The sequence below is a fragment of the Thermoplasmata archaeon genome (genome assembly GCA_035532555.1).
Classification (GTDB): domain Archaea; phylum Thermoplasmatota; class Thermoplasmata; order Lutacidiplasmatales; family UBA184; genus Lutacidiplasma.
In genome coordinates, this window is record DATKQS010000010.1 from 1 (window position 1) to 18,144 (window position 18,144).

15 protein-coding genes and 1 other RNA gene are annotated in these 18,144 nt (G+C 65.7%); 8 read left to right on the top strand and 8 right to left on the bottom strand.

Annotated features, from left to right (window positions below; translation table 11 throughout):
• Window positions 1-1,474 precede the first annotated feature (1,474 nt).
• The 5 genes from VMV28_02955 to VMV28_02975 all read left to right on the top strand — a co-directional run bounded on the left by VMV28_02955 (window position 1,475) and on the right by VMV28_02975 (window position 4,558).
• The gene (locus VMV28_02955; protein ID HUZ79563.1) at window positions 1,475-1,849 is read left to right on the top strand and encodes a hypothetical protein; all 375 of its coding nucleotides are present in this window, start codon (window positions 1,475-1,477) and stop codon (window positions 1,847-1,849) included.
• Window positions 1,834-2,430, top strand: coding sequence for a hypothetical protein (locus tag VMV28_02960; GenBank protein HUZ79564.1), 597 nt, complete (start codon window positions 1,834-1,836; stop codon window positions 2,428-2,430). Before VMV28_02955 ends, VMV28_02960 begins: the two co-directional genes overlap by 16 nt.
• Window positions 2,431-2,567: 137 nt before the next feature.
• On the top strand, window positions 2,568-2,876 hold the full coding sequence (locus VMV28_02965) for a hypothetical protein (protein ID HUZ79565.1): 309 nt from the start codon (window positions 2,568-2,570) through the stop codon (window positions 2,874-2,876).
• The gene (locus VMV28_02970) at window positions 2,873-3,274 is read left to right on the top strand and encodes a helix-turn-helix domain-containing protein (GenBank protein ID HUZ79566.1); all 402 of its coding nucleotides are present in this window, start codon (window positions 2,873-2,875) and stop codon (window positions 3,272-3,274) included. Before VMV28_02965 ends, VMV28_02970 begins: the two co-directional genes overlap by 4 nt.
• Window positions 3,275-3,670: 396 nt before the next feature.
• Entirely contained in the window at window positions 3,671-4,558 is an 888-nt protein-coding gene (locus VMV28_02975) for a tyrosine-type recombinase/integrase (protein HUZ79567.1), read from the top strand.
• Window positions 4,559-4,613: 55 nt separating this feature from the next.
• Here the strand turns inward: VMV28_02975 and rnpB are convergent.
• Window positions 4,614-4,919: RNase P RNA component (gene rnpB / locus VMV28_02980), an RNA gene on the bottom strand.
• 161 nt (window positions 4,920-5,080) lie between these two features.
• Between rnpB and VMV28_02985 the strand changes: the two genes are divergently transcribed.
• Window positions 5,081-5,773: a HisA/HisF-related TIM barrel protein gene (locus tag VMV28_02985; protein HUZ79568.1), complete on the top strand. Its 693-nt coding sequence runs from the start codon at window positions 5,081-5,083 to the stop codon at window positions 5,771-5,773.
• 337 nt (window positions 5,774-6,110) lie between these two features.
• On the opposite strand, the gene VMV28_02990 is transcribed toward VMV28_02985, so the two are convergent.
• Window positions 6,111-6,770 (bottom strand): phosphoribosyltransferase, encoded by a 660-nt coding sequence (locus tag VMV28_02990; GenBank protein ID HUZ79569.1) that lies wholly within the window; start codon window positions 6,768-6,770, stop codon window positions 6,111-6,113.
• 81 nt (window positions 6,771-6,851) lie between these two features.
• Entirely contained in the window at window positions 6,852-8,798 is a 1,947-nt protein-coding gene (locus VMV28_02995) for a hypothetical protein (protein ID HUZ79570.1), read from the bottom strand.
• 290 nt (window positions 8,799-9,088) lie between these two features.
• On the opposite strand from VMV28_02995, the gene VMV28_03000 reads away from it, so the two are divergent.
• Complete coding sequence (locus VMV28_03000) at window positions 9,089-10,261, top strand: threonine synthase (protein ID HUZ79571.1); 1,173 nt, start codon at window positions 9,089-9,091, stop codon at window positions 10,259-10,261.
• Here the strand turns inward: VMV28_03000 and VMV28_03005 are convergent.
• Entirely contained in the window at window positions 10,253-10,819 is a 567-nt protein-coding gene (locus tag VMV28_03005) for an AAA family ATPase (protein HUZ79572.1), read from the bottom strand. The two genes, VMV28_03000 and VMV28_03005, sit on opposite strands and share 9 nt — an antisense overlap.
• Before the next feature lie 120 nt (window positions 10,820-10,939).
• Window positions 10,940-11,695, bottom strand: a complete 756-nt coding sequence (locus VMV28_03010) for a G1 family glutamic endopeptidase (GenBank protein ID HUZ79573.1) — start codon at window positions 11,693-11,695, stop codon at window positions 10,940-10,942.
• Window positions 11,696-11,947: 252 nt separating this feature from the next.
• Between VMV28_03010 and aceB the strand changes: the two genes are divergently transcribed.
• The gene (aceB, locus tag VMV28_03015) at window positions 11,948-13,555 is read left to right on the top strand and encodes a malate synthase A (protein HUZ79574.1); all 1,608 of its coding nucleotides are present in this window, start codon (window positions 11,948-11,950) and stop codon (window positions 13,553-13,555) included.
• Window positions 13,556-13,797: 242 nt separating this feature from the next.
• Here aceB and VMV28_03020 read toward each other — a convergent pair whose 3' ends face one another.
• The 3 genes from VMV28_03020 to VMV28_03030 form a co-directional block, all read right to left on the bottom strand.
• Window positions 13,798-14,181: a hypothetical protein gene (locus VMV28_03020; GenBank protein HUZ79575.1), complete on the bottom strand. Its 384-nt coding sequence runs from the start codon at window positions 14,179-14,181 to the stop codon at window positions 13,798-13,800.
• 369 nt (window positions 14,182-14,550) lie between these two features.
• Window positions 14,551-16,965 carry a M1 family metallopeptidase gene (locus tag VMV28_03025; GenBank protein HUZ79576.1) on the bottom strand — a complete coding sequence of 805 codons (2,415 nt, stop codon included), beginning with the start codon at window positions 16,963-16,965 and terminating at the stop codon, window positions 14,551-14,553.
• Window positions 16,966-17,199: 234 nt separating this feature from the next.
• Window positions 17,200-18,144: transposase (locus tag VMV28_03030; GenBank protein HUZ79577.1), on the bottom strand; the 945-nt coding region annotated here is incomplete at its 5' end.

Consider the following 18,144-nt stretch of genomic DNA (forward strand, 5'->3'; position numbering starts at 1 on the left):
CGAGGATGGAGGCTTTCGAGCACGATCTGAAGCTTCTCCTCCGTCGACCAGGTCTTGTGGGTCGTCATCCACCCACCCCCAGTCGGTCGGATGTCGTTCGTCCTCTTGGGACTTCGGTCTCCCCCCAAACCCCCCTCCGCCCCCCGGGCAGGTCCAACCCACGTGGTTGTACAAATCTACAGGGGTACGGGGCAGGACCACTTTCCCTACATCCCTATTCATTGATGGCCATCACCGACCGGTCGATCAGATGCCGCGGTGAGGGTAGGTTCGCAGGCCGGACGACCGTCTCCACGGCAGTTTTCGGCGGTGGCGGATAGATTACGGAGCCTTCCTGGCCGCCAACCCCGGTTGACAAGGCTCCGGCGGATTCCTAGCGGGCCCGAATCGATTTCTTGGCGCGTACCCCTGTAGATTCGGGGCCGGCCGACAGCTCTTTCGCCCGCCCCACCCATTGCATCGATCGTGCAGGAATCCCCCCGGTTCCATCTCCGCGCACGGGTTAGCACCCATGCGCACGCAGCGGTTCGCCCGATCCTCCTTCGGTACGTCGAAGGGCGAGGCTCCTTTCGGGAGACCGAGGAGTGGTTTATCGTCGAGGCGGACGTGGAGGGGCCGTCGGCTCGAGAGCTGAACCGTCGTCTCCTCAGCGAACTTCGGCGTGTCGAGAAACGGACTCGTCTCCGCTCGGAGTGGACTAGGGAGGGCGCTACCGAGACGTTCTTTGACTACGTGCCCAAGGGTGACACATCTCACCCACCCTCTGCGTAAACGTGCCGGAACCCCCATCCATTCGCAGGCAGACATCCGAATCCGATGGGCGTCCGTGCCGGCGATCGAGAATGACAGGCCTTAACCCGGGGGGTTTCTCCGAGAGCTGTGGCCATGATCAAGAGCCCCCATCGCGAGAACGGGTCGCTTATGGTCGACCAGGGTGCCTACGCCCCGCTCGGGGTCGCTCCAAACTCCGCGAGGGTTTTCCACACGGAGGCTTTCGGCTGCACGGGTCGGCCGCAGCTTCTGCTACGCCTTCTCTAATCTTGGCACCGCGTGATGCACGTCAGCCTAAGGAGCGGTAATCAACGCCCGCCACTTCTGCCCGAGTGACTGGATTCCGCCGCGCATCGCTCGATTCCCTCTCCGCGAGGACCGAGAGATGCAGCCTACCATCCGGGATCTAGCCGCCGAGCGCCCTGCGCCGACCCACCTGATCACGGAGCCCCACCCATGAGGCTCCGCACCGTGAGAGGGGTACGCTTCCCTGCAAAATGTGCGTGCGGTTGTTCGCAACGGCTCCAACCTGACCCGAACCTCGAGGTCGTCGTGGACTTCGAGACGTCCCGCCCGCGCCTCACCTACCTGCCCACGCACTCCCCGGACTACGGGAGCTACCCTAATGACCCTGTCTACCTGCCTCGCCAGGAGCTCATATACTCCCGCTGCCTTCAGGAGTCTTGAAGGGAGCCACACGTACATGCAGCTCGAGACGGATCCCCTGGGATATCTCTTGCGGAGCGACCCCGGTTTCGCCATTCTTGAGTTCCTGAACGATGGGAAGCCTCGGCCCCCCCGGGAGGTCCGCCGCGCCCTGAACTTGCACCCCCAGACTCTCAAGGAGGCGGTCGACCACCTCAACACCCTCGGCTTGGTGAGCCTGGTGGTTCCGGCCGGATCCAAGCCGCGTCGCGTCGCGCGGGGCGTGGCACTGCCGATCGAGCTTCGGGTGACGCGGAGCGGGCAGGAGGTTTTCCAGCTCACCGAGGAGGTCGCGTCTGACATCCGTTCCCGGGTCCGTCGACACGAAAAGGCCCTGCCCGTAGCCACGGTGAACCGGTGGCTGCCCGCCTGAAGCCCCTCCCGGTTGTTTTGGTCATCGGACCTACGAAGTGGCGGGCCCGGTTCCGCCCCCAGATTCCCCCGGAGGTCGAGGGAGGTCTGCCGAAGTGGTGGGCTCGTCGTGGGATTCCTGTCCCCTGGCCCGTCGACTTGAGGGCCTATCTGGCCGACGCCCTTCGCCAGGAGCATCAGCCGGCCACGATCATGGAGGCGGAATCCGCGCGACGCACCTCCTCCTTGGAGACCGGATTCTTCTTGGAGCTCGTGGAGAAGCTCCCGGTGGGACGCTTCTTCGCGTTCTGGCCTCGGGGCGCGAATCCCGCGGGGCTGCTCTGGGAGTTTCCCCTCCTGGTGGAACGTGCCGGGACCCCACCGGTCACCTCCGACACCGTCCACGTGTTCACGGAGGAAGGGGTGGGGGATTGGGATCCCGAGACTGGGCTGTTCGAGTTCAGTGAGAAAGGGTACCGAACCACCTACCAGCGGGACATCGCGCGATGCGGCTTCCAAGTCTGGAAGTGGTCCGATTATCCGACGCTCGTCGATAAGGTACGCAGGGTCGGTCGCTACTCGCCGCCGATAGAACGCCGATAGACGGCGTCAGGATGTCCGCCCATCGCTCGTTCTCCCCCCGCGAGGGCCGAGCGATACAGGATTCAGGGGGGCCGGAACGATAGTGCGGAGCTACCGGGTAGAGTCCGGCAAGGTTTATACTAACCTGTGATGTTAACATGGTGAGAAGAAGCCGGCTGACCGTTCCACTCTCGGACGAGGACCGGCTCGAGATCATGATTGAGAAGGAGGCGGGTACCGTGAAGGGCTTCGTGGTCAACTACGTAGCAACCATCAAGGGAAGAGCCCATTCGGTGGTCCGATATGACACTCGGCACGGCTTCCCTCACAAGGACATGGTCCGTTCCGATGGTAGCGTTGCTCACAAGGAGCGCATGCCCGACCTGGACGGTCACGCTCTCGTGGATCTCGCCATCGACAATCTGAAGGCGAACTGGCAGAGCTACCGACGGAGGTTCGAGCGATGAGCGAACGCAAGAAGGGCGCGGTCGAACGCCGCCTGGAAGAGGCGCGGCGATTCCTCCACACCGCCCTAGACCGCCCCGAGTTGCTCGACGCATTCCCGGAGGAGGTCTATGTTCCGTTGGGCGTGGATGTGGCTTCCCTGTTCGCCGAGGGACGCCTTGAGCTCCTGCGTCAAATCTCGCGATCAGCCGGGACGGTGGGAGAGCTTGCTCGATCCGTACACCGGAAGGTGCCTTCGGTCTCTCGAGACCTCCGGGTGCTCGAGAAGCACGGGCTGATTCGATTTCGAACGGAGGGCAAGCGGAAGTACCCCGAATTGCTTCGACACTTCGTCGTCATATCCCTGCAATCCCCCAAGGATAGTGAAAGAGGCGCCCATCAGCGTCAGATTCCCGCCTGACGAGCCCTCCGAGATCGGGCGCGAAGCCCCCTGCCCGATCGATAACGCGGTCGAGCGTTGTCGGGCCGCGTGCGACGCTTAGTTGGTCGAGCCCCGAGCGCATCTCGCGTTCCCGCCTTTGCGAGGAACGCGAGATGACGAACAGTCTTCAGTACCGAACCGCCGTGCGCCCCATGCCGACCGAACAGGGAGCCTCCCGGCTCCGCACTGTGACAGGAAATCGGTTCCCCCGCCGGTGCGCGGCCTGCACCCCGCCGATTCCGCGCGACCCGAACATCCGCCTCGTGGTCGACTTCGGCACCCGCGACCGCATCCCGCCTATCACCTCGAACACTCGCCCGACTACGGACCCTACGTTCCTCCCGACACGAGAAGCGCGGCGGGGGGTCAAAGTAGGTGTTCAGCTCTACCCTCGCCTCGGAGGTCATCGTGCCCGATGGGGCGCGGTGGTTGAAGGAGAGAGCCGAACGATGGACACGCGAAATCCAGGGAGTCACGTGGGGAACGAGGACCGGCTACACCGGCCACCTGCTCGGCGTGATGCGACGAATCGGAGAACTCGGGTTCCCCACGCCAACGTCGGCGCGGACCGTGACCCGAGAGATGATCGAGGCCTATGCGCACGACAGGGATCTCGCCCCCACTACGCGATCGGTTGGACTCTGCCTCCTGCGACTGTTCCTGAAGGCCGAGGGCGCGGCCATCGCGCGGGACGATCGGATCTGGAAGGGACCCAAGCCGGTAGCCCGTCGGAGGTTCTGGCTCACCAAGGAGGAGCTGACCGCTCTGATGAACGCGGCTCGAGGTCGGGAGCGCGTAGCGATCGCTCTCGCCGGCTTCAACGGCCTTCGTCTCGGAGAGATCTGCGGACTGCGGTTGACGGATCTGCGCATGGCCCTTCCCGAACCGAGCTTCGCGTTCTACGGGAAGTTCGGGAAGCTGAGGGACATCCCGATGTCCCGAGTCGCGTGGGGCGAGCTCGTGCCGGTCGTGGCTGCGGCGCGGTCCGACAGAGTGTGCCCGTTCGGACGGACCACGGTAGACCGCGACATCAAGCGGGCGTGCGCTCGGGCTGGACTGAGGGCCTACGCGCCGCACGATCTCCGCCGAACGTTCGGTCGGCTGAGCGTGGCATCCGGGATGAGCCTGACGGCTCTCCAGGCGATCTACGGCCATGAATCGATCGAGGACACCGCCTACTATGTGGGCCTCGACCAGGCCGAAATGCGGCGCGGGATCGACCGATTCTCCGAGTTCGTCGCAGTGGAGGTTCCCCCCGCATGACGCGATCGGGGCCCGAAGACGGCATTACGTACCGGCGTTTCTCGCCGGTACGGCCAGGTGGTGGTAGTAAGCCCCTTTCCGTTTCAGGCAGCATTCGACTGCGCGCTCTCCTCGACGGTCGGGGAATCTCTTCATCCCGTCCATTAGGGCTTGCTCCAGGGGAGTCGGCCGTTTCACCATATCCCGTCGGAGCCTCCGATGCGGCATCTTCACCGTCCCGACGGGCTGTGTCGTTTCTGCTCCGTTGCTCGGGCTCTCGCCCGGCGGGCTCCCACCCGCCCCCACGATTCCCGGAGAGGGGACTTTCCTCAGCGGTCGGCCGTTGCCAGCACGATCCACCGTCAGCTGCCCTCCACCTCCTGGCCCATGGAGATGGGTTTCTGCGGGGAAAAGCCCTTGGTAGGGTCGGTTCTTGGGCAACGCGCGCGAAGGGGGAGCGCTCTCTCAGACACGGCTACCCCCGTTGCGGCTCGCCTTCCGACCACCCAAAGGGGGAAGACCACCGAATCGGTGGCGCGGGCGATGCCCGGAGAGAAACCCGCCGAGCCGATCCTGATTCCCTGCCTCCTACTGCGTGGCGGCAACATCTGCATCCCGGGCGCGGAGGGTCCAGTCGAGCTGGATTACCGTACCGGCCCGGCGCTCGATCTCTTCGAGGTTGTAGACCGCCTGGCGGAGACGAGCTCCCGGATCTACGTTGTGGATCTGGACGGCATCGAACACGGCGCGCCCCAACTCGACTACCTCCAGGAGCTCTCGAAGAGCGCCGAGCTGTGGGTGGATGGTGGGGTTCGTCGGGCAGATCAGACGATCGACGTCATCGTCGCCGGCGCCCGACGGGTGACCCTATCGAGCGCATTCCTGCGCGGGCCCGCCGAGCTGCGACGCGCCTGGGCGCTCTCGCAGGAGATCATTTTCGAGATCGATATCAAGGGAGATCGCTTGGGGGGATCGGATCCCAGTTGGGGGACCGACGATCCTGTAGCCCTCGCCCGCATCGTGCGGGAGACGGGAGTCGCCGACGTCTTGCTCAGTTTCCGGGATGCGGACCCGGACTGGAACCTGGTCCGAGCGGTGAGCGCCGGCGGTCCGACCTGGGTCGGGGGGACCTTCGAACGACGAGATGCGGCGCAGCTCGCGCCGGCAGGCGCCGCGGGTGGGATCTACCACATCCGGGAAGAACTCGCCGAGTGGGCGAGCGGAGGAGACCACTAGTACTCATCTCGACATCCCGGTCCACTGCGCGATGATGACGACTAGAACCGGCTGAACCTCATGATGAATGATGGGCGAGCTGAGCGCACGTCAGAGACCGGCCGTCCGGGTCTTGGATTTCATGCCTCCCGGGCGCGGATGACAGGGGCCGGATGGGAGGAGTCGAACCGCTCCACCGCGGCCCGTGTTTTGTCGCTGAGCGAACCGACCGTGAAGGTTTTGGGGACTTCTCGGCGGATCGTTTGCTCGTCGTGCCCTGCGCATGAAGGCGGTTTCGTGGGGACAACGCACTAGAGGGTTGGCTCCGTATGGGCGTGCCCCTCTCGGCTCGGGATGCCTAGGAGGACGTCGTCGTAGCCCGGCGCAAGAGTTCGAGCACCTCAGCGTCCTCCACTGGCTCGAAGCTCTTGTAGAACTGTCCGACGGCGTAGAAACTCCTGGGTTCTCGCAGCACATGAAGCTCGTCGGCCTCGCGCTCGAGCCGCTGGCAGGTGTCCGGCGGGGCCACCCCCAAGGCCACCACGATACGAATCGCCCCTTGGGCGCGGACCGCTCGAATCGCCGCGAACAAGGTTCCCCCGGTGGCGGCACCATCGTCCACAACGATCACGGTTCGATCCTTCCAATCGATCCGGGGCCGCACCGATCGATAGATCTTCGCGCGCCGCTCGGTCTCTCGGAGCTCTCGGTCGATCACCGGCCGAAGCTCGACGAGTGAGTATCCTCCTTCCCGCACCCGATCCTCATCCAGCTCGAAATGGCCACCCTCCACGACCGCGCCGAGTCCGTACTCCGGGTTCCCCGGAGCCCCAATCTTGCGAACGATGAGGATATCCAGAGGAGCGTGGAGCCACCGGGCAATCTCGAATCCCACCGGGACCCCCCCGCGGGGAAGGGCAAGGACGACCGGAACCTCGGCTTGGAGATGCGTCAGCTGTCTCGCAAGCTCGGTACCAGCTTCAGTCCGGTCCTTCAGGGGCGAGGAAGGTTCACGCATTGCTTGGTTCGCCAGGTCGAAGGCACGTTCGGAGGAGGCGTACGGTAGTCTCGTACTCCGACCTGCGATAGGGATCTTCGACTATGCGACGCCGCTCGTCGGATCGGCAATCGTGCTCCTTGACGAGCCCAGAATCGCGCTCCACGCTCGATCCAAGGTACGTTCCATCATGGGCCGGGACACCCCGACGGGAGCGGAGGGCGCCCGCTCGAAACTCGAGGACGAGCCAGACGGAACAGCCGGTGGGGTGGATGAGAGGAAACATGGAGCATGGAGCGCCCCCGCAGGGATCGATGAGAACGAGAAGAGGACGGTGGCACCGACGCTCTCTTCTCCCGCGAGCTGAAAAATTCCTCCCTCAATCTCCAGGGTTCCCGTGGCTCCATACGCGAAATAGCCCGCGGGAGCGGAGATGAGCCAGGAGAAGGTCCCGTTGGGCTCGACGAGGACCACGGGCACCGATCCAGCGATCTCGTGGGTCTCGCCCGCCAGAGTGATCGTCCACGAGGCCGAGGCCGGGGTTCCACCGGTGAATGGGTAGGGCGCGAAAAGCACGAGGTAGGTGCCCCGACCGAGTTCGCTGAACGTGACGTAAACCGTTACGGACGTGCCGTTCACGGTCACGATCCCGGTCGTGGGAGTACCTTCGTAGCCCAACGCGTACACCGACCAGCCGTACGTGCCGTTCGGAGCTGGAATCGCTACCGAGGTCGAGCCGGTTCCGATACGGGCATTCGATTCGTTGCTCAAGAATGCGACCCACTCGGTTCCGATCGCGAGGCCGGCCTCGACAAAGGTGACCCCGAGGCCGGGACGAGGGGGCGGGCCGAAGGCGATCGCCTGGGTCACGTCCATGCCATCGACTACGATCGTTCCCGAGCTCGGGACCGCCGGGTAGCCCGAAGCGTTGACCGAGAACGAGTAGGTTCCGTTCGAGATCCCGGCGAACTTGATCGCCCCCGGGCCGGAGGAGTCGATGGATTCGTTGATGCCCAGGGTCCGACTGTCAAGCGTCGCCGACCATGTGGCTCCGGACGCAAGCCCGGTCTCCGTGAACGTAACCACGTAGCGGGGGGTCGGTGCTCTCGAGAAGAGTATCGGCTGGGTCACCGGGCCTCCCGCCACCTTCACCAACCCAAACTCCGGGCTCGCCGTGTAATTCGCCGCGGTGACGAAGAAGCTGTACGTCCCGTTCGGGGCCAGGAACGTGATCGTCGGCGCTGCGCTCGTCTCGCTGGTCGAGTTGAACTGAGCCGTCCAGGATGTTCCTGCTGGAAGGCCGCTCTCCGTGAACGTCACCGCATAACCGGACGGCGGGGCGAAGACGATCGCTCGTTCCACCGCATGACCACTGACGTTTATCGTCCCGTGCCCCGGTTCAGCGGTGTAGTTCGAGGTCGGGCTCCCCGCGTAAAAGTTGTACGTGCCGTTCGGCAGCGCGAACTCGATGGTGCTCCCGGACTCGAACACCTGAACCGGGAACCCGGTGCCCGTCTCCAGAGCCGAAACAAGCCACCCCGTGACCGGGGGCAGGCCCGTCTCGTTGAAGGTAACCGGGTAGGCTGGCGGCAGCACCTCCATCGCGATGGCTTCATCCAGCGCGGAGCCGTTCACCGTCATGCTCCCGAGCGCAGGGGCCGCGGTGTAGCCGGCCGGGGTGCTGACCTGGAAGGCGAATGTCCCGTTCGACTTGTCGAAGGCGATCGTCGGGTTGGTCGATGAGGTGGTCGAACCGGCCAACGTGACCGACCATATCGACCCGTTCGGAAGGCCCGACTCGGCGAAGGTGACCGTGTACGTCGGCTCCGAGCCTCCGCCACCTCTAGAGGACGACGGCATGGGAATCACTCCGGCGAACAGAAGGCCCCCGACGACCACAACGGCAACGATGACCACGAGGGTGGCCGCCAACACGCCGCCGACCCCGCGGGAGGATGCTGCGCCGCGGCCGCCACGAACGAACCTGCGGTGCCAAGCCGGTACGGTGGAGGGGCTCCGAAGTTCTGCGGAGCGATTCGGGGTCGGCATCGCTCCACAACGACACCTCCGAACCCGCTATACGTCTTCGCCGCGCTCGAAGGGCCGGCGACCAGCCTCGAGGAGATCGACCGTCCGCTGGGAGGGAATCCGAGAGCACAACCGGCCATCGGAGCCGGGGGGTCGCGCCGCGTGTACGCTGGCGATGCTCGAACACTCGAATCTACACGACCCTCGAACAGAGACGGGTGCTTCCAGAATCTAGCCCAAGGCATGGTCGGGGGAGGACGGTTAAGCCCTCCGGAACGTCCTGCTGCCGGGGCAGCAGTGGAGGCGACTCGATGAGTTCCACGGGCTCACTTCTTGCGCATCTCGAGTGCCGGGCCTGCTGCACCGAAGTACCTGCGGATCGACTCGCGACGGTGTGCCCTACGTGCGCAGGCCCGTTGTTCGCCGCGTACCGTCTAGACCACTGGGACGGACGTGGATGGAGGGAAGCGATCTCCGGTCGGCCCGCGACGTTGTGGCGCTATCGCGAGGTGCTCCCCGTGCAGTCCGTGGAATCGATCACGACCCTGGGCGAGGGGTTGACACCGATCCTCGCGCTCGGCGCCGTTCCGGAGGCGACGGAGATCGAGGTTTGGTTGAAGGATGACGGAACGATGCCGACGGGCTCGTTCAAGGCTCGGGGGATGAGCGTCGCCGTCTCCAGAGCTCGTGAACTTGGCGTCCCTCGGATGTACGTCCCGAGCGCGGGTAACGCCGGGGTCGCGCTCGCCGCGTACGCGGCGCGTGCCGGTCTGCCGGCGCGTGTCTACCTTCCCGAGGGCACCCCCGCCGCCATGGAACGGGCCTGCCGCGCGTACGGCGCCGAGGTCGTCAAGGGGGGGAGCACGATCCGCGAGGCCGGTGCGTCGGCCCGGCGGAACGAAGCCGGAGGCGGGGCCTTCGACCTTTCGACGCTGCGCGAGCCGTATCGTGCGGAAGGAAAGAAGACCATGGGTTTCGAGATCTGGGAGCAGATGGCTCCGGACGGGATGCCTGATGCGATCATCTACCCCACCGGAGGAGGAACGGGGATCGTCGGCATGTACCGGGCGTTCGTTCAGCTCCAAGCGCTCGGGCTGCTCGAGCGGCTGCCGCGACTGTACTCGGTTCAGCCGGAGAACTGTGCGCCGATCGTCCGCGCCGTGCGCGATGGGGCGAGCCAAGCCATTCCGTGGGAAGGAGCCAAGACGGTGGCCCCGGGCCTTCTCGTCCCGGCCCCGTTCGGCTCCGAGCGGATCCTCGAAGCGATCCGAGAGAGCCGAGGCGGAGGAGCTACGGTCGAAGACCGCGCGATCCTCGCGGCCGTCGGCCATCTGGCCCGTCGGCATGGGATCTCGGCGTCGCCGGAAGGTGCGGCTCCGTACGCGGCCCTTGAGATCCTGCTCCACAGCGGCGCCGTACGTCCGGGCGAGCGTGTGCTCTTGTACAATACGGGCTCCGGGATCCCGTTCCTCTCCTCACTGTAGTGTTCGGAGGGCCTTGGTCCGCTGGACTCCGGGGGCGTGCGATGCTGGGCGCCTTCTTCGAGGAGGACCGCTGCCGGCCTCGTCGAGACCAAGGCGTGAGAGGATCTTCCGGACGACGGCCTCAGAGGAGCCTCGCGCATCCACGGCGATCCCTATCTCGAAGCGTGCGACCTTCGCGTAGACCTCACGTGCGGCCTCGCGACCATGGGGCCGATGCCGTTGGGCGTCCCGCTCGATGCATACCTTCAGCGGCGCTCTCAGGGTGACGACGTGATGGAGATGATCGAGCCGACCGATCAGGTCCTCGATCTGGGATTTCCAATAGAAGTTCCCGTCGAAGATCACCGGTGTCCCGCGAGCCAGGATCTTCCGCGCGCGATCGATCGCGAAGGTGTTGGCCCTCAGGAATTCCGAGAGGCGGCCCGACTCCCACAGGCCCTGTTCGTCGAGGATCCGGTCGATGGAGACGTGCGCACCGTGGATCGCCTTCGCCAGCCTCGCCGAGACCGTGGATTTACCGACCCCGAGGGGTCCGCGGAGGATGAGGTAGAAGGCCACGATGTCGTTCCCTCGTGGGAGAGCACGGCGGAACGGCGGAATAACCTTGGCTTGCAGATCGGTCCGGCGTCGGGACCCGCGGGCCCGATCGGAGGCAGAACGCTCGGGGCGAACGGCCGTTCACGAGTCGTAGGAGTAGGCGGAGAACGATCCTCCGCCGTACCCGGAAACGCCGACGGATTGGTGGTTGGGGTTTCCCCGCATCTGGATCGGAACCAGGTTCGACAGTAGGCTCGAGTCACTGAGCGAGGAGAACACCGCGCCGGGTGGATCCAGAGTCGGCATCACGTAGAAGCCCGAACTGCCGGAGGGCGACTCGTAGATCCATTCGGCCGAAGGGAACGACGTCACTCCCGCCAGGACCGTCCACGGCGGGGCGCTGTACGTTGTGTTGAACCCGTCCTGGTTGACCGTAAAGACCGCGACGGCCCCGGAGCTGCCACCCGAGACCGCGATCGCGATCGAATCGCCAGGTGCAACCCCGAACGTTTGGGTCCAGTCGGCGAGACACACCCCGTTGCACGGGGGACCCTGGGTCCCTCCCTCCGTGAACAGTTGCGCAGAACAAGCTCCCGAGGAGCAGGAGACCTGGACACCGGCTTGCCAAAACGGCCACTGGGGGGCCCCCCTGAAAGTGGAACCCCCCATGCCGACCCACAGGCTCGCCACTCCGCTGCCGTGCCAATCAGGATTCGAGGGGAGCGCGATCGTGCCGCTCGCAGAGCCGACCGCTTGCCCGTCTTCGTACCCGGCCCAGTTCTGAGAGTAGACCGTCTCGCCGGGTGGAGCGAAGTACCCTTCGTAGAAGACGAGTCCGAAGCCCGCGACCGTGACGATCACCGCCATCGCGATCACGGTCGAGGCATGGACGGTCATCTCGCACCCAGCATCGTGATAGTGGGGATATAGCGACTAGTCCAAGATGCGGGCCCGGACGTTGGACGTTGACCCCCGCGGCATGGAAGTCGCAATCCCGCTGGATCGACCCAGAGTCCCGACTCCGGGCAACTCTGCGGAACGCCCTCCTCACGAGCGACCTCGGACCGGTTCGGTGCTCTCCCGCGGGTCGCCGCATGGCAAGTTTCGCAAGATATATGGACCGTCGGCCGCTGGCGGCTCCGTTAGGTGATGGACAGGCTCGTGCGCGCCGAGGGAGCGCCCGCTCGAATCGTGGCTGGCGCAGTACCCTACGATGACGAACTCTTTCCCCCGGCCGCGCTCCAGTTCCTCGCAGACCTTCATCGGAGGTTCGACGCCCGCCGCCGGGAGCTGCTCTCCCAACGCGGCGCCTTTCGGGACGGGATCCGAGCCGGACGTATCCCCGGATTCCCCGAGGAGACGCGCGAGGTGCGCGAGACCCACTGGAGGGTGCCCCCGCCCCCTATAGATCTCGTCGATCGTCGAGTCGAGATCACCGGTCCTCCGGACCGCAAGATGATCATCAACGCGCTGAACTCCGGAGCTCGGGTCTACATGGCCGACTTCGAGGACGCGCACGCGCCGACCTGGAGCGGCACGATCGCCGGACAGCACCATTTGAAGGATGCCGTCCGCCGGCGCATCACCTATCGCGCTGCCGACGAACGGGAGTACGTGCTCCACGAACGCATCGCGACGTTGATGGTTCGACCTCGGGGCTGGCACCTGGACGAGCGGCACCTCACGGTCGACGGTCGGCCGATCTCGGCCAGCCTGTTCGACTTCGGGCTCTTCCTCTTCCACAACGGCGCAGAGCTTCTTCGTCGGGGCACGGGACCGTACTACTATCTCCCGAAATTGGAGCATTACCTCGAAGCCCGGTTGTGGAACGATGTCTTCCTCTACGCCGAAGGGTGCCTAGGACTCCCGAACGGTGCGATCCGGGCCACCGTTCTCATCGAGACCCTCCCCGCCGCGTTCCAGATGGACGAGATCCTGTTCGAGTTGAGGGATCACTCCGCGGGGCTCAACTGCGGCCGCTGGGACTACCTGTTCAGCTTCATCAAGCAGTACCGCGACGACGGACGCGTTCGCTTCCCCGACCGGGACCGGCTGACGATGGACACCCCGTTCCTCACCGCGTACTCTTCGCTGCTCGTTCAGACCTGTCACCGACGGGGTGCCCATGCCATGGGAGGGATGGCCGCCCAGATCCCCATCGCCCATGATCCCGAAGCGAACGCAGAGGCGATCGCGCGGGTCGTGGCCGACAAGGAGCGCGAGGTCCGCGCCGGCCACGACGGGACCTGGGTCGCGCATCCCGCCCTCGTCCCGATCGCGACCGAGATCTTCGACCGCGAGATGCCGAGCCCGAACCAGATCGGCCGAGCCGGCCCGGGCCGGCCGATCGATGCTCGCGACCTGCTCACGCTTCCGCACGGCCCGATCACCGAGGAGGGAGTCCGACGCAACACCCGAGTTTCCTTCCTCTACCTGGAATCCTGGCTTCGGGGGATCGGGTGCGTCCCGATCGACCACCTCATGGAGGACGCGGCCACCGCCGAGATCGCACGCTCCGAGCTCTGGTACTGGATCCACCACTCCGAGCGTCTCGACGGGGGTGGAGCGGTCGACGGCGCTCTGTTCCGACGCTACCTGGCGGCGGAAGTGGCGGATCTACGATCGGCTGCCCTACGGGGCGCGGACGCCTCCTCGATCTCCCGGGCCGCGGAGATCCTGGACCGTGTGGTGACCTCCCCGGAGCTGGAAGAGTTCATCACCGCGGTCGTCTATGTGGCACTCGCAGACCCACCCTAGCGGCGGACCATCGGCGCGCGCGCGTTCCGGGCATGACGTATCCTCCAAGTCCGGGCTGGACCTTCACTCCGCGGTGGGGGAGACACGGGTGTGCCTTGGAAGACTGGCGTACGCGATGCGAGAAGCTCGTCGATCCGAATCGGCATGGTCCCTCTCGCAGCATTGGATCGTCGAGCGCAGCGGCACTGCCAAGCTCCTCGTGGAACCCGGGCGCAACGAAGTGGTCGCGCGGCCCCGTACGGTCAACCGATCGCGTTCCAGAAGTCGTCCCGCCAGTAATCCACCTCGTAGCGGATCGTGCGGATCGGGACCTTGCGAAGACCCTGGGATTCCGCCGTGTGCACGGCCTCCCGGAGCTCGCCGGGAGAACTCTTCGAGATCTCGTCGAGGATCCGGCCGAGATCCGCGTGGATCCCCAGGTCGAGCACGCGGCTCGGATGACGCACGATCAAGCGGTAGAAATGCTGCCCACCCGATTCCACGACCCGTAGGATCTGCCAGTCGAGCGGCTCACCGCGCCTCTGACCGAGGCGGAACGCAGCGAGGTTCCCGAGATCGCAGGCGATCGAGTCCACGTCCGCCGGACCTGGGGTCAGATGGATGGCGATCTCGATCCCTCGGGACATGGTACCCGCAGACGCTCCGCTCCGTATCACTCTAAGCGCCGCGACATCGGCCGTCGGAGCGCAGCCTCAGCGGTTCCCGTTTCGACCCCGGGGCCGGTCGGCACCCCAGTTGAGAATCGAAATGAGGCCGCTGATGAGGCCGACGACGAAGCACACGAGTCCCGCTCCCAGGATCGCGATGGCGAGCCAGACTCCGGGGTTCGTCCAGGTGCTCGGGGTCCAAGTGCCGGGAACGGGATCGAATGAATACGCTACGACGCAGAGAATGAACCCTCCCAGGGATCCGATGGCGACTAGCGACAGCCCTCTCACGGATCGACGCCGAATCTGAAGTCGTGAACCGTCATAGTCTGTTGCACGGAGCGAGCCCTAGTTCGTCCCCCTTCCGCGAACCGAACGTCGGAGCCGCATCACGAGGTGCAGGGATTCGAGTCCCTGCCGTACGGCCTGGCTGGCGTCGGCCGGCGTGTGGGTAGCGAAGTACTCCTCCACCGCTGCTTCCTGGTCGATGCCCAGCATCGGAAGGCCGATCCTCAGGAATATGCTATGGAGCGGAGTACCGGTCCACATCTTCGAGAGCGTAGTCGCCTCGTCTCGGTACCACGCGAACAACTCGCGGCGGCTCGCCGGATTCGACGCCGCGCTCGCCAGCATCGGAAACGCGGTGCCGGCCGTGACGGCCGACGTCGTGATCAGGCCCAGCGCGCGGCGAACGAGCGAACCGTCGGTGAACGAGGCGAGCGCGTGCACGATCTGCACCCGTTCCCCTTCGCTCGTGGTCGCTTTCAAGCGGCGTACCAACGGATCGTACGCGGCCGATCCCTCCGCTCTCGCATAGGCCAATGCCACGGGCCCACGAAGTTCGGCGGGAAGTCGGTCGAACTCCATGAATCGGGCCCCCAACTGCCGCGCGAATGCGGGATCCACATGGGAAAGGTTCGCCGCGAGGATCTCCCGCAGAAGCGCCGCGGAGTCCGACTCCTTCGAACGGGGCTCGAGACCGACTCGATCGAGCTGGGCGCGAAGGAACTGGCGCATGGGTGGCACGAACGCGGGCACGTCGTACAGGGGAACGTACAACTCCGAGAGCGCAGAAGTGAGCGAGCGCACCGGGAACGGCTCGCTCAGGGCACTCCCCGCGCGGACGAGATCCAAGAACCGGTCCAACGGTACGAGCTCTGCGTAGACGAACGCGTGGGTGTCCATGATGAAGCCCCATTGGTCGACCGGGGTCATCGACGGAAACTCATCCACCATCTGATCGAAGAGGGTCGAGTCGTAATGTATGCGCGCGAACGCCGCCCGATCGGGATCGATGCGCAGACCCTTCGACGATCCCAGCGAGAGGGTGAGCTTCTCTTCCTCGAAGAGCTCGACGCGCTCTCCCGCGGACGATGAGATGCGCAACGGGATCGGCCAGACCCCCGGCGATGGGCCGCCGTCGGCGCGGAAGCGTTCCTGCCGCAGCGTCAGCTTGCCGTCGGCCCAGTTCGAGTGGACGATGGGGTACCCCGGGCGGTTGATCCACTCCGCCATGATCCGCCCGACCGGCCGGTCGGATACCTGGCCGAGCGCAGCCCATAGGTCCTCGGACCGGGCGTTCGCATACCGGTACTTCGCGAGGTAGCGGGATACGCCTCGTCGGAACGTCTCTTCGCCCAGGTACGCCTCGATCATCCGCAGGACGGCACCGCCCTTCCCGTACGTCACGGCGTCTGCATTCTCCCCCACCTCCTCCGGGGAGTTCACGGGTACATGGACGGGATGGCTCGCCGAGCGAGAGTCCTGCTCGAGCGCCGGGACGGCCCACCGCAAGAGGAAGTGCGACCACGCATCCTCCTGAGGATACAGCCGGCTGACCATGCGGTAGCCGACGAAGGTCGCGAAGCTCTCGTTGAGCCAAAAGTCGTCCCACCACGCGGCCGTCACGAGATTCCCGAACCACTGGTGGGCGATCTCGTGCGCGAGGACGAGCAGGATCTCCCGACGCGCGCGGACGCTCGTGGTCGGATCGACGAGCAGCGCATCCTCCCGGAAGGAGATCGCCCCCCAGTTCTCCATCGCGCCCGCCCAGAAGTTCTCCACCGCGATCAGGTCGAGCTTCGAGAGCGGGTAGGGCATGGCGTAATACTCCTCGTAGCCCGCGAGGAGCTCGGTCGCCCGCTCGGCAGAATATCGGCCCGCGAGGGAGCGACCCGGGGACGTGGCGACCGTAACCGGCCAGCGGTCGCCCGGGACCGTGAGCGCCTCGAACGGGCCAATGCAGAGGTACAGCAGGTACGCCGACATCGGGGGCGTAGGCTCGAACACGAGTTCGCGTCGGCCGTCGATCTTTCGCTCGGTCTGGGGAGCCGTGTTGAAGATGACCCGGGCGTCCTCCTCGACGGTCAAGGTGAGTCGGTAGACGGTCTTCACCGCCGGATGTTCGAACGAGGGCAGGATTCTGCGAGCTCCGGTCGGGAACGCCATCGTCGTGAGCACGTATCCCGGGCCGGAGGGCGAGACGTACATTCCCACGAGCGAGTTCTCTTCGGCGGCACCCCGGTAGGCGATCTCCAGTCGATGGGGTCCGGCCGAGATCCCTGGGAACTCGATCGTCCCGTGGGCGCTGTCCACGCGATAGGGGGCCGGCGTACCATCGAGGGTTGCAGATTCGATGATCAGTTGGGCCGCGTCGACCACGAGGGGATCCGGAGCCTCCTCGATCGCGATCGCCACCCTTCCTGCGAACGACTTTTCGTGGTATCGGACATCGAGCGCCCAGTCGACCCCTGCGATCCGCATCGCCCCTCCCCTACCCGGTCGCCAACTTATCCCCTCGCCAGAACCCGGCAGCGAACCGTTCCCTCGCGGAGGGGGCGATCCCGCTGAGCCAACCAGCGACTCCGCGGGGGGGCGTCCGAGGGACGGATCGGCGTACGGTCCGTGGCCGGTTTGCGAGCTCGGAGGTTCGAGAGGCTTTCATCTCTGCGAGCGTGACATCCTCCCCCGAACTTGTTCGGAGGCTTCCTTCCCGCTTCATCGTGCTACCGCCGAAGCGAGAGGCGGTTCCTGTTTCAACGACCGGACTCGCCGCCCCTTGCGGTGCGGTGGAGGTCCCGTCTCCACGGGCGTGGATTCCCCGGTGCCCCCGGGTACTGCGGCGAGCGCGCGGGCGAGGACGTTCCTCGCCGCGTTCAGGTCTCGATCGATGCGAAGACCGCACGGACACGAGTACGTCCGGTCCCGGAGAGTCAGCGGCGGGTCGGCGACCTTCCCGCATTTCGAGCAGGTCTGGGTGGTCCCCCCCGCAGGAACCTCGATGTAGCGGCCCGACCGTCGGACCTCCTTGTACTGGGACATCTGCCGGAGCATGCCCCAGCCGGCGTCGGAGATAGAGCGGGAGAGGTGCCCGTGGCCGAGCATGTTCGAGACGCAGAGGTTCTCGAAAGCGATGAGGTCGTGGCGCTTCGCCCACCCCGTCGTGGTCTTGTGGGCCAAATCCCTGCGCTGGTCCCGCACCTTCGCGTGGCACCGGGCCACACGGACCCTTTGTTTGTGCCAGTTGTGAGAGCCCTTCCGCTTCCGGGAGAGCTTTCGTTGCCGACGCTTGAGCAGGACCTCGGCGCGGTGGAGGAACTTCGGCGCCTCGACCACCTCCCCGGTTGAAAGGGTGGCGAGGTGAGTGAGGCCGAGGTCCACTCCGACCGGGGCCTCGGCCGACGTGGCCGGCGCGGCAGCCGGGTCCGCAATCTCGTAGGTGAGGACGGCATACCAGCGGTCCCCCTCGCGCTTGACCGTGACCGTTTTGACCCTGCCCTCCGGCGGCAGACGATGAACCTGGATGGGAAGTTCCCCCACCGTGGACAGGCGAAACCGCCACGTCCCGTTCCGACCGGGAACGAGGGCTCCGGACCCGTTCGAGTCCGGGTAGCACATGGAAGTGATCTCGCGTTTGAAGCGCGGGAACCCGGGCTGGCCCCC

Bases quoted from the DNA above. Each gene is read 5' to 3' on its own strand.
- VMV28_02955 (HUZ79563.1), top strand. From the start codon at position 1,475: ATGCAGCTCGAGACGGATCCCCTGGGATATCTCTTGCGGAGCGACCCC.
- VMV28_02965 (HUZ79565.1), top strand. From the start codon at position 2,568: ATGGTGAGAAGAAGCCGGCTGACCGTTCCACTCTCGGACGAGGACCGG.
- VMV28_02970 (HUZ79566.1), top strand. From the start codon at position 2,873: ATGAGCGAACGCAAGAAGGGCGCGGTCGAACGCCGCCTGGAAGAGGCG.
- VMV28_02985 (HUZ79568.1), top strand. From the start codon at position 5,081: ATGCCCGGAGAGAAACCCGCCGAGCCGATCCTGATTCCCTGCCTCCTA.
- VMV28_02990 (HUZ79569.1), bottom strand. From the start codon at position 6,770: ATGCGTGAACCTTCCTCGCCCCTGAAGGACCGGACTGAAGCTGGTACC.
- VMV28_02995 (HUZ79570.1), bottom strand. From the start codon at position 8,798: ATGCCGACCCCGAATCGCTCCGCAGAACTTCGGAGCCCCTCCACCGTA.
- VMV28_03000 (HUZ79571.1), top strand. From the start codon at position 9,089: ATGAGTTCCACGGGCTCACTTCTTGCGCATCTCGAGTGCCGGGCCTGC.
- VMV28_03010 (HUZ79573.1), bottom strand. From the start codon at position 11,695: ATGACCGTCCATGCCTCGACCGTGATCGCGATGGCGGTGATCGTCACG.
- aceB (HUZ79574.1), top strand. From the start codon at position 11,948: ATGGACAGGCTCGTGCGCGCCGAGGGAGCGCCCGCTCGAATCGTGGCT.
- VMV28_03020 (HUZ79575.1), bottom strand. From the start codon at position 14,181: ATGTCCCGAGGGATCGAGATCGCCATCCATCTGACCCCAGGTCCGGCG.
- VMV28_03025 (HUZ79576.1), bottom strand. From the start codon at position 16,965: ATGCGGATCGCAGGGGTCGACTGGGCGCTCGATGTCCGATACCACGAA.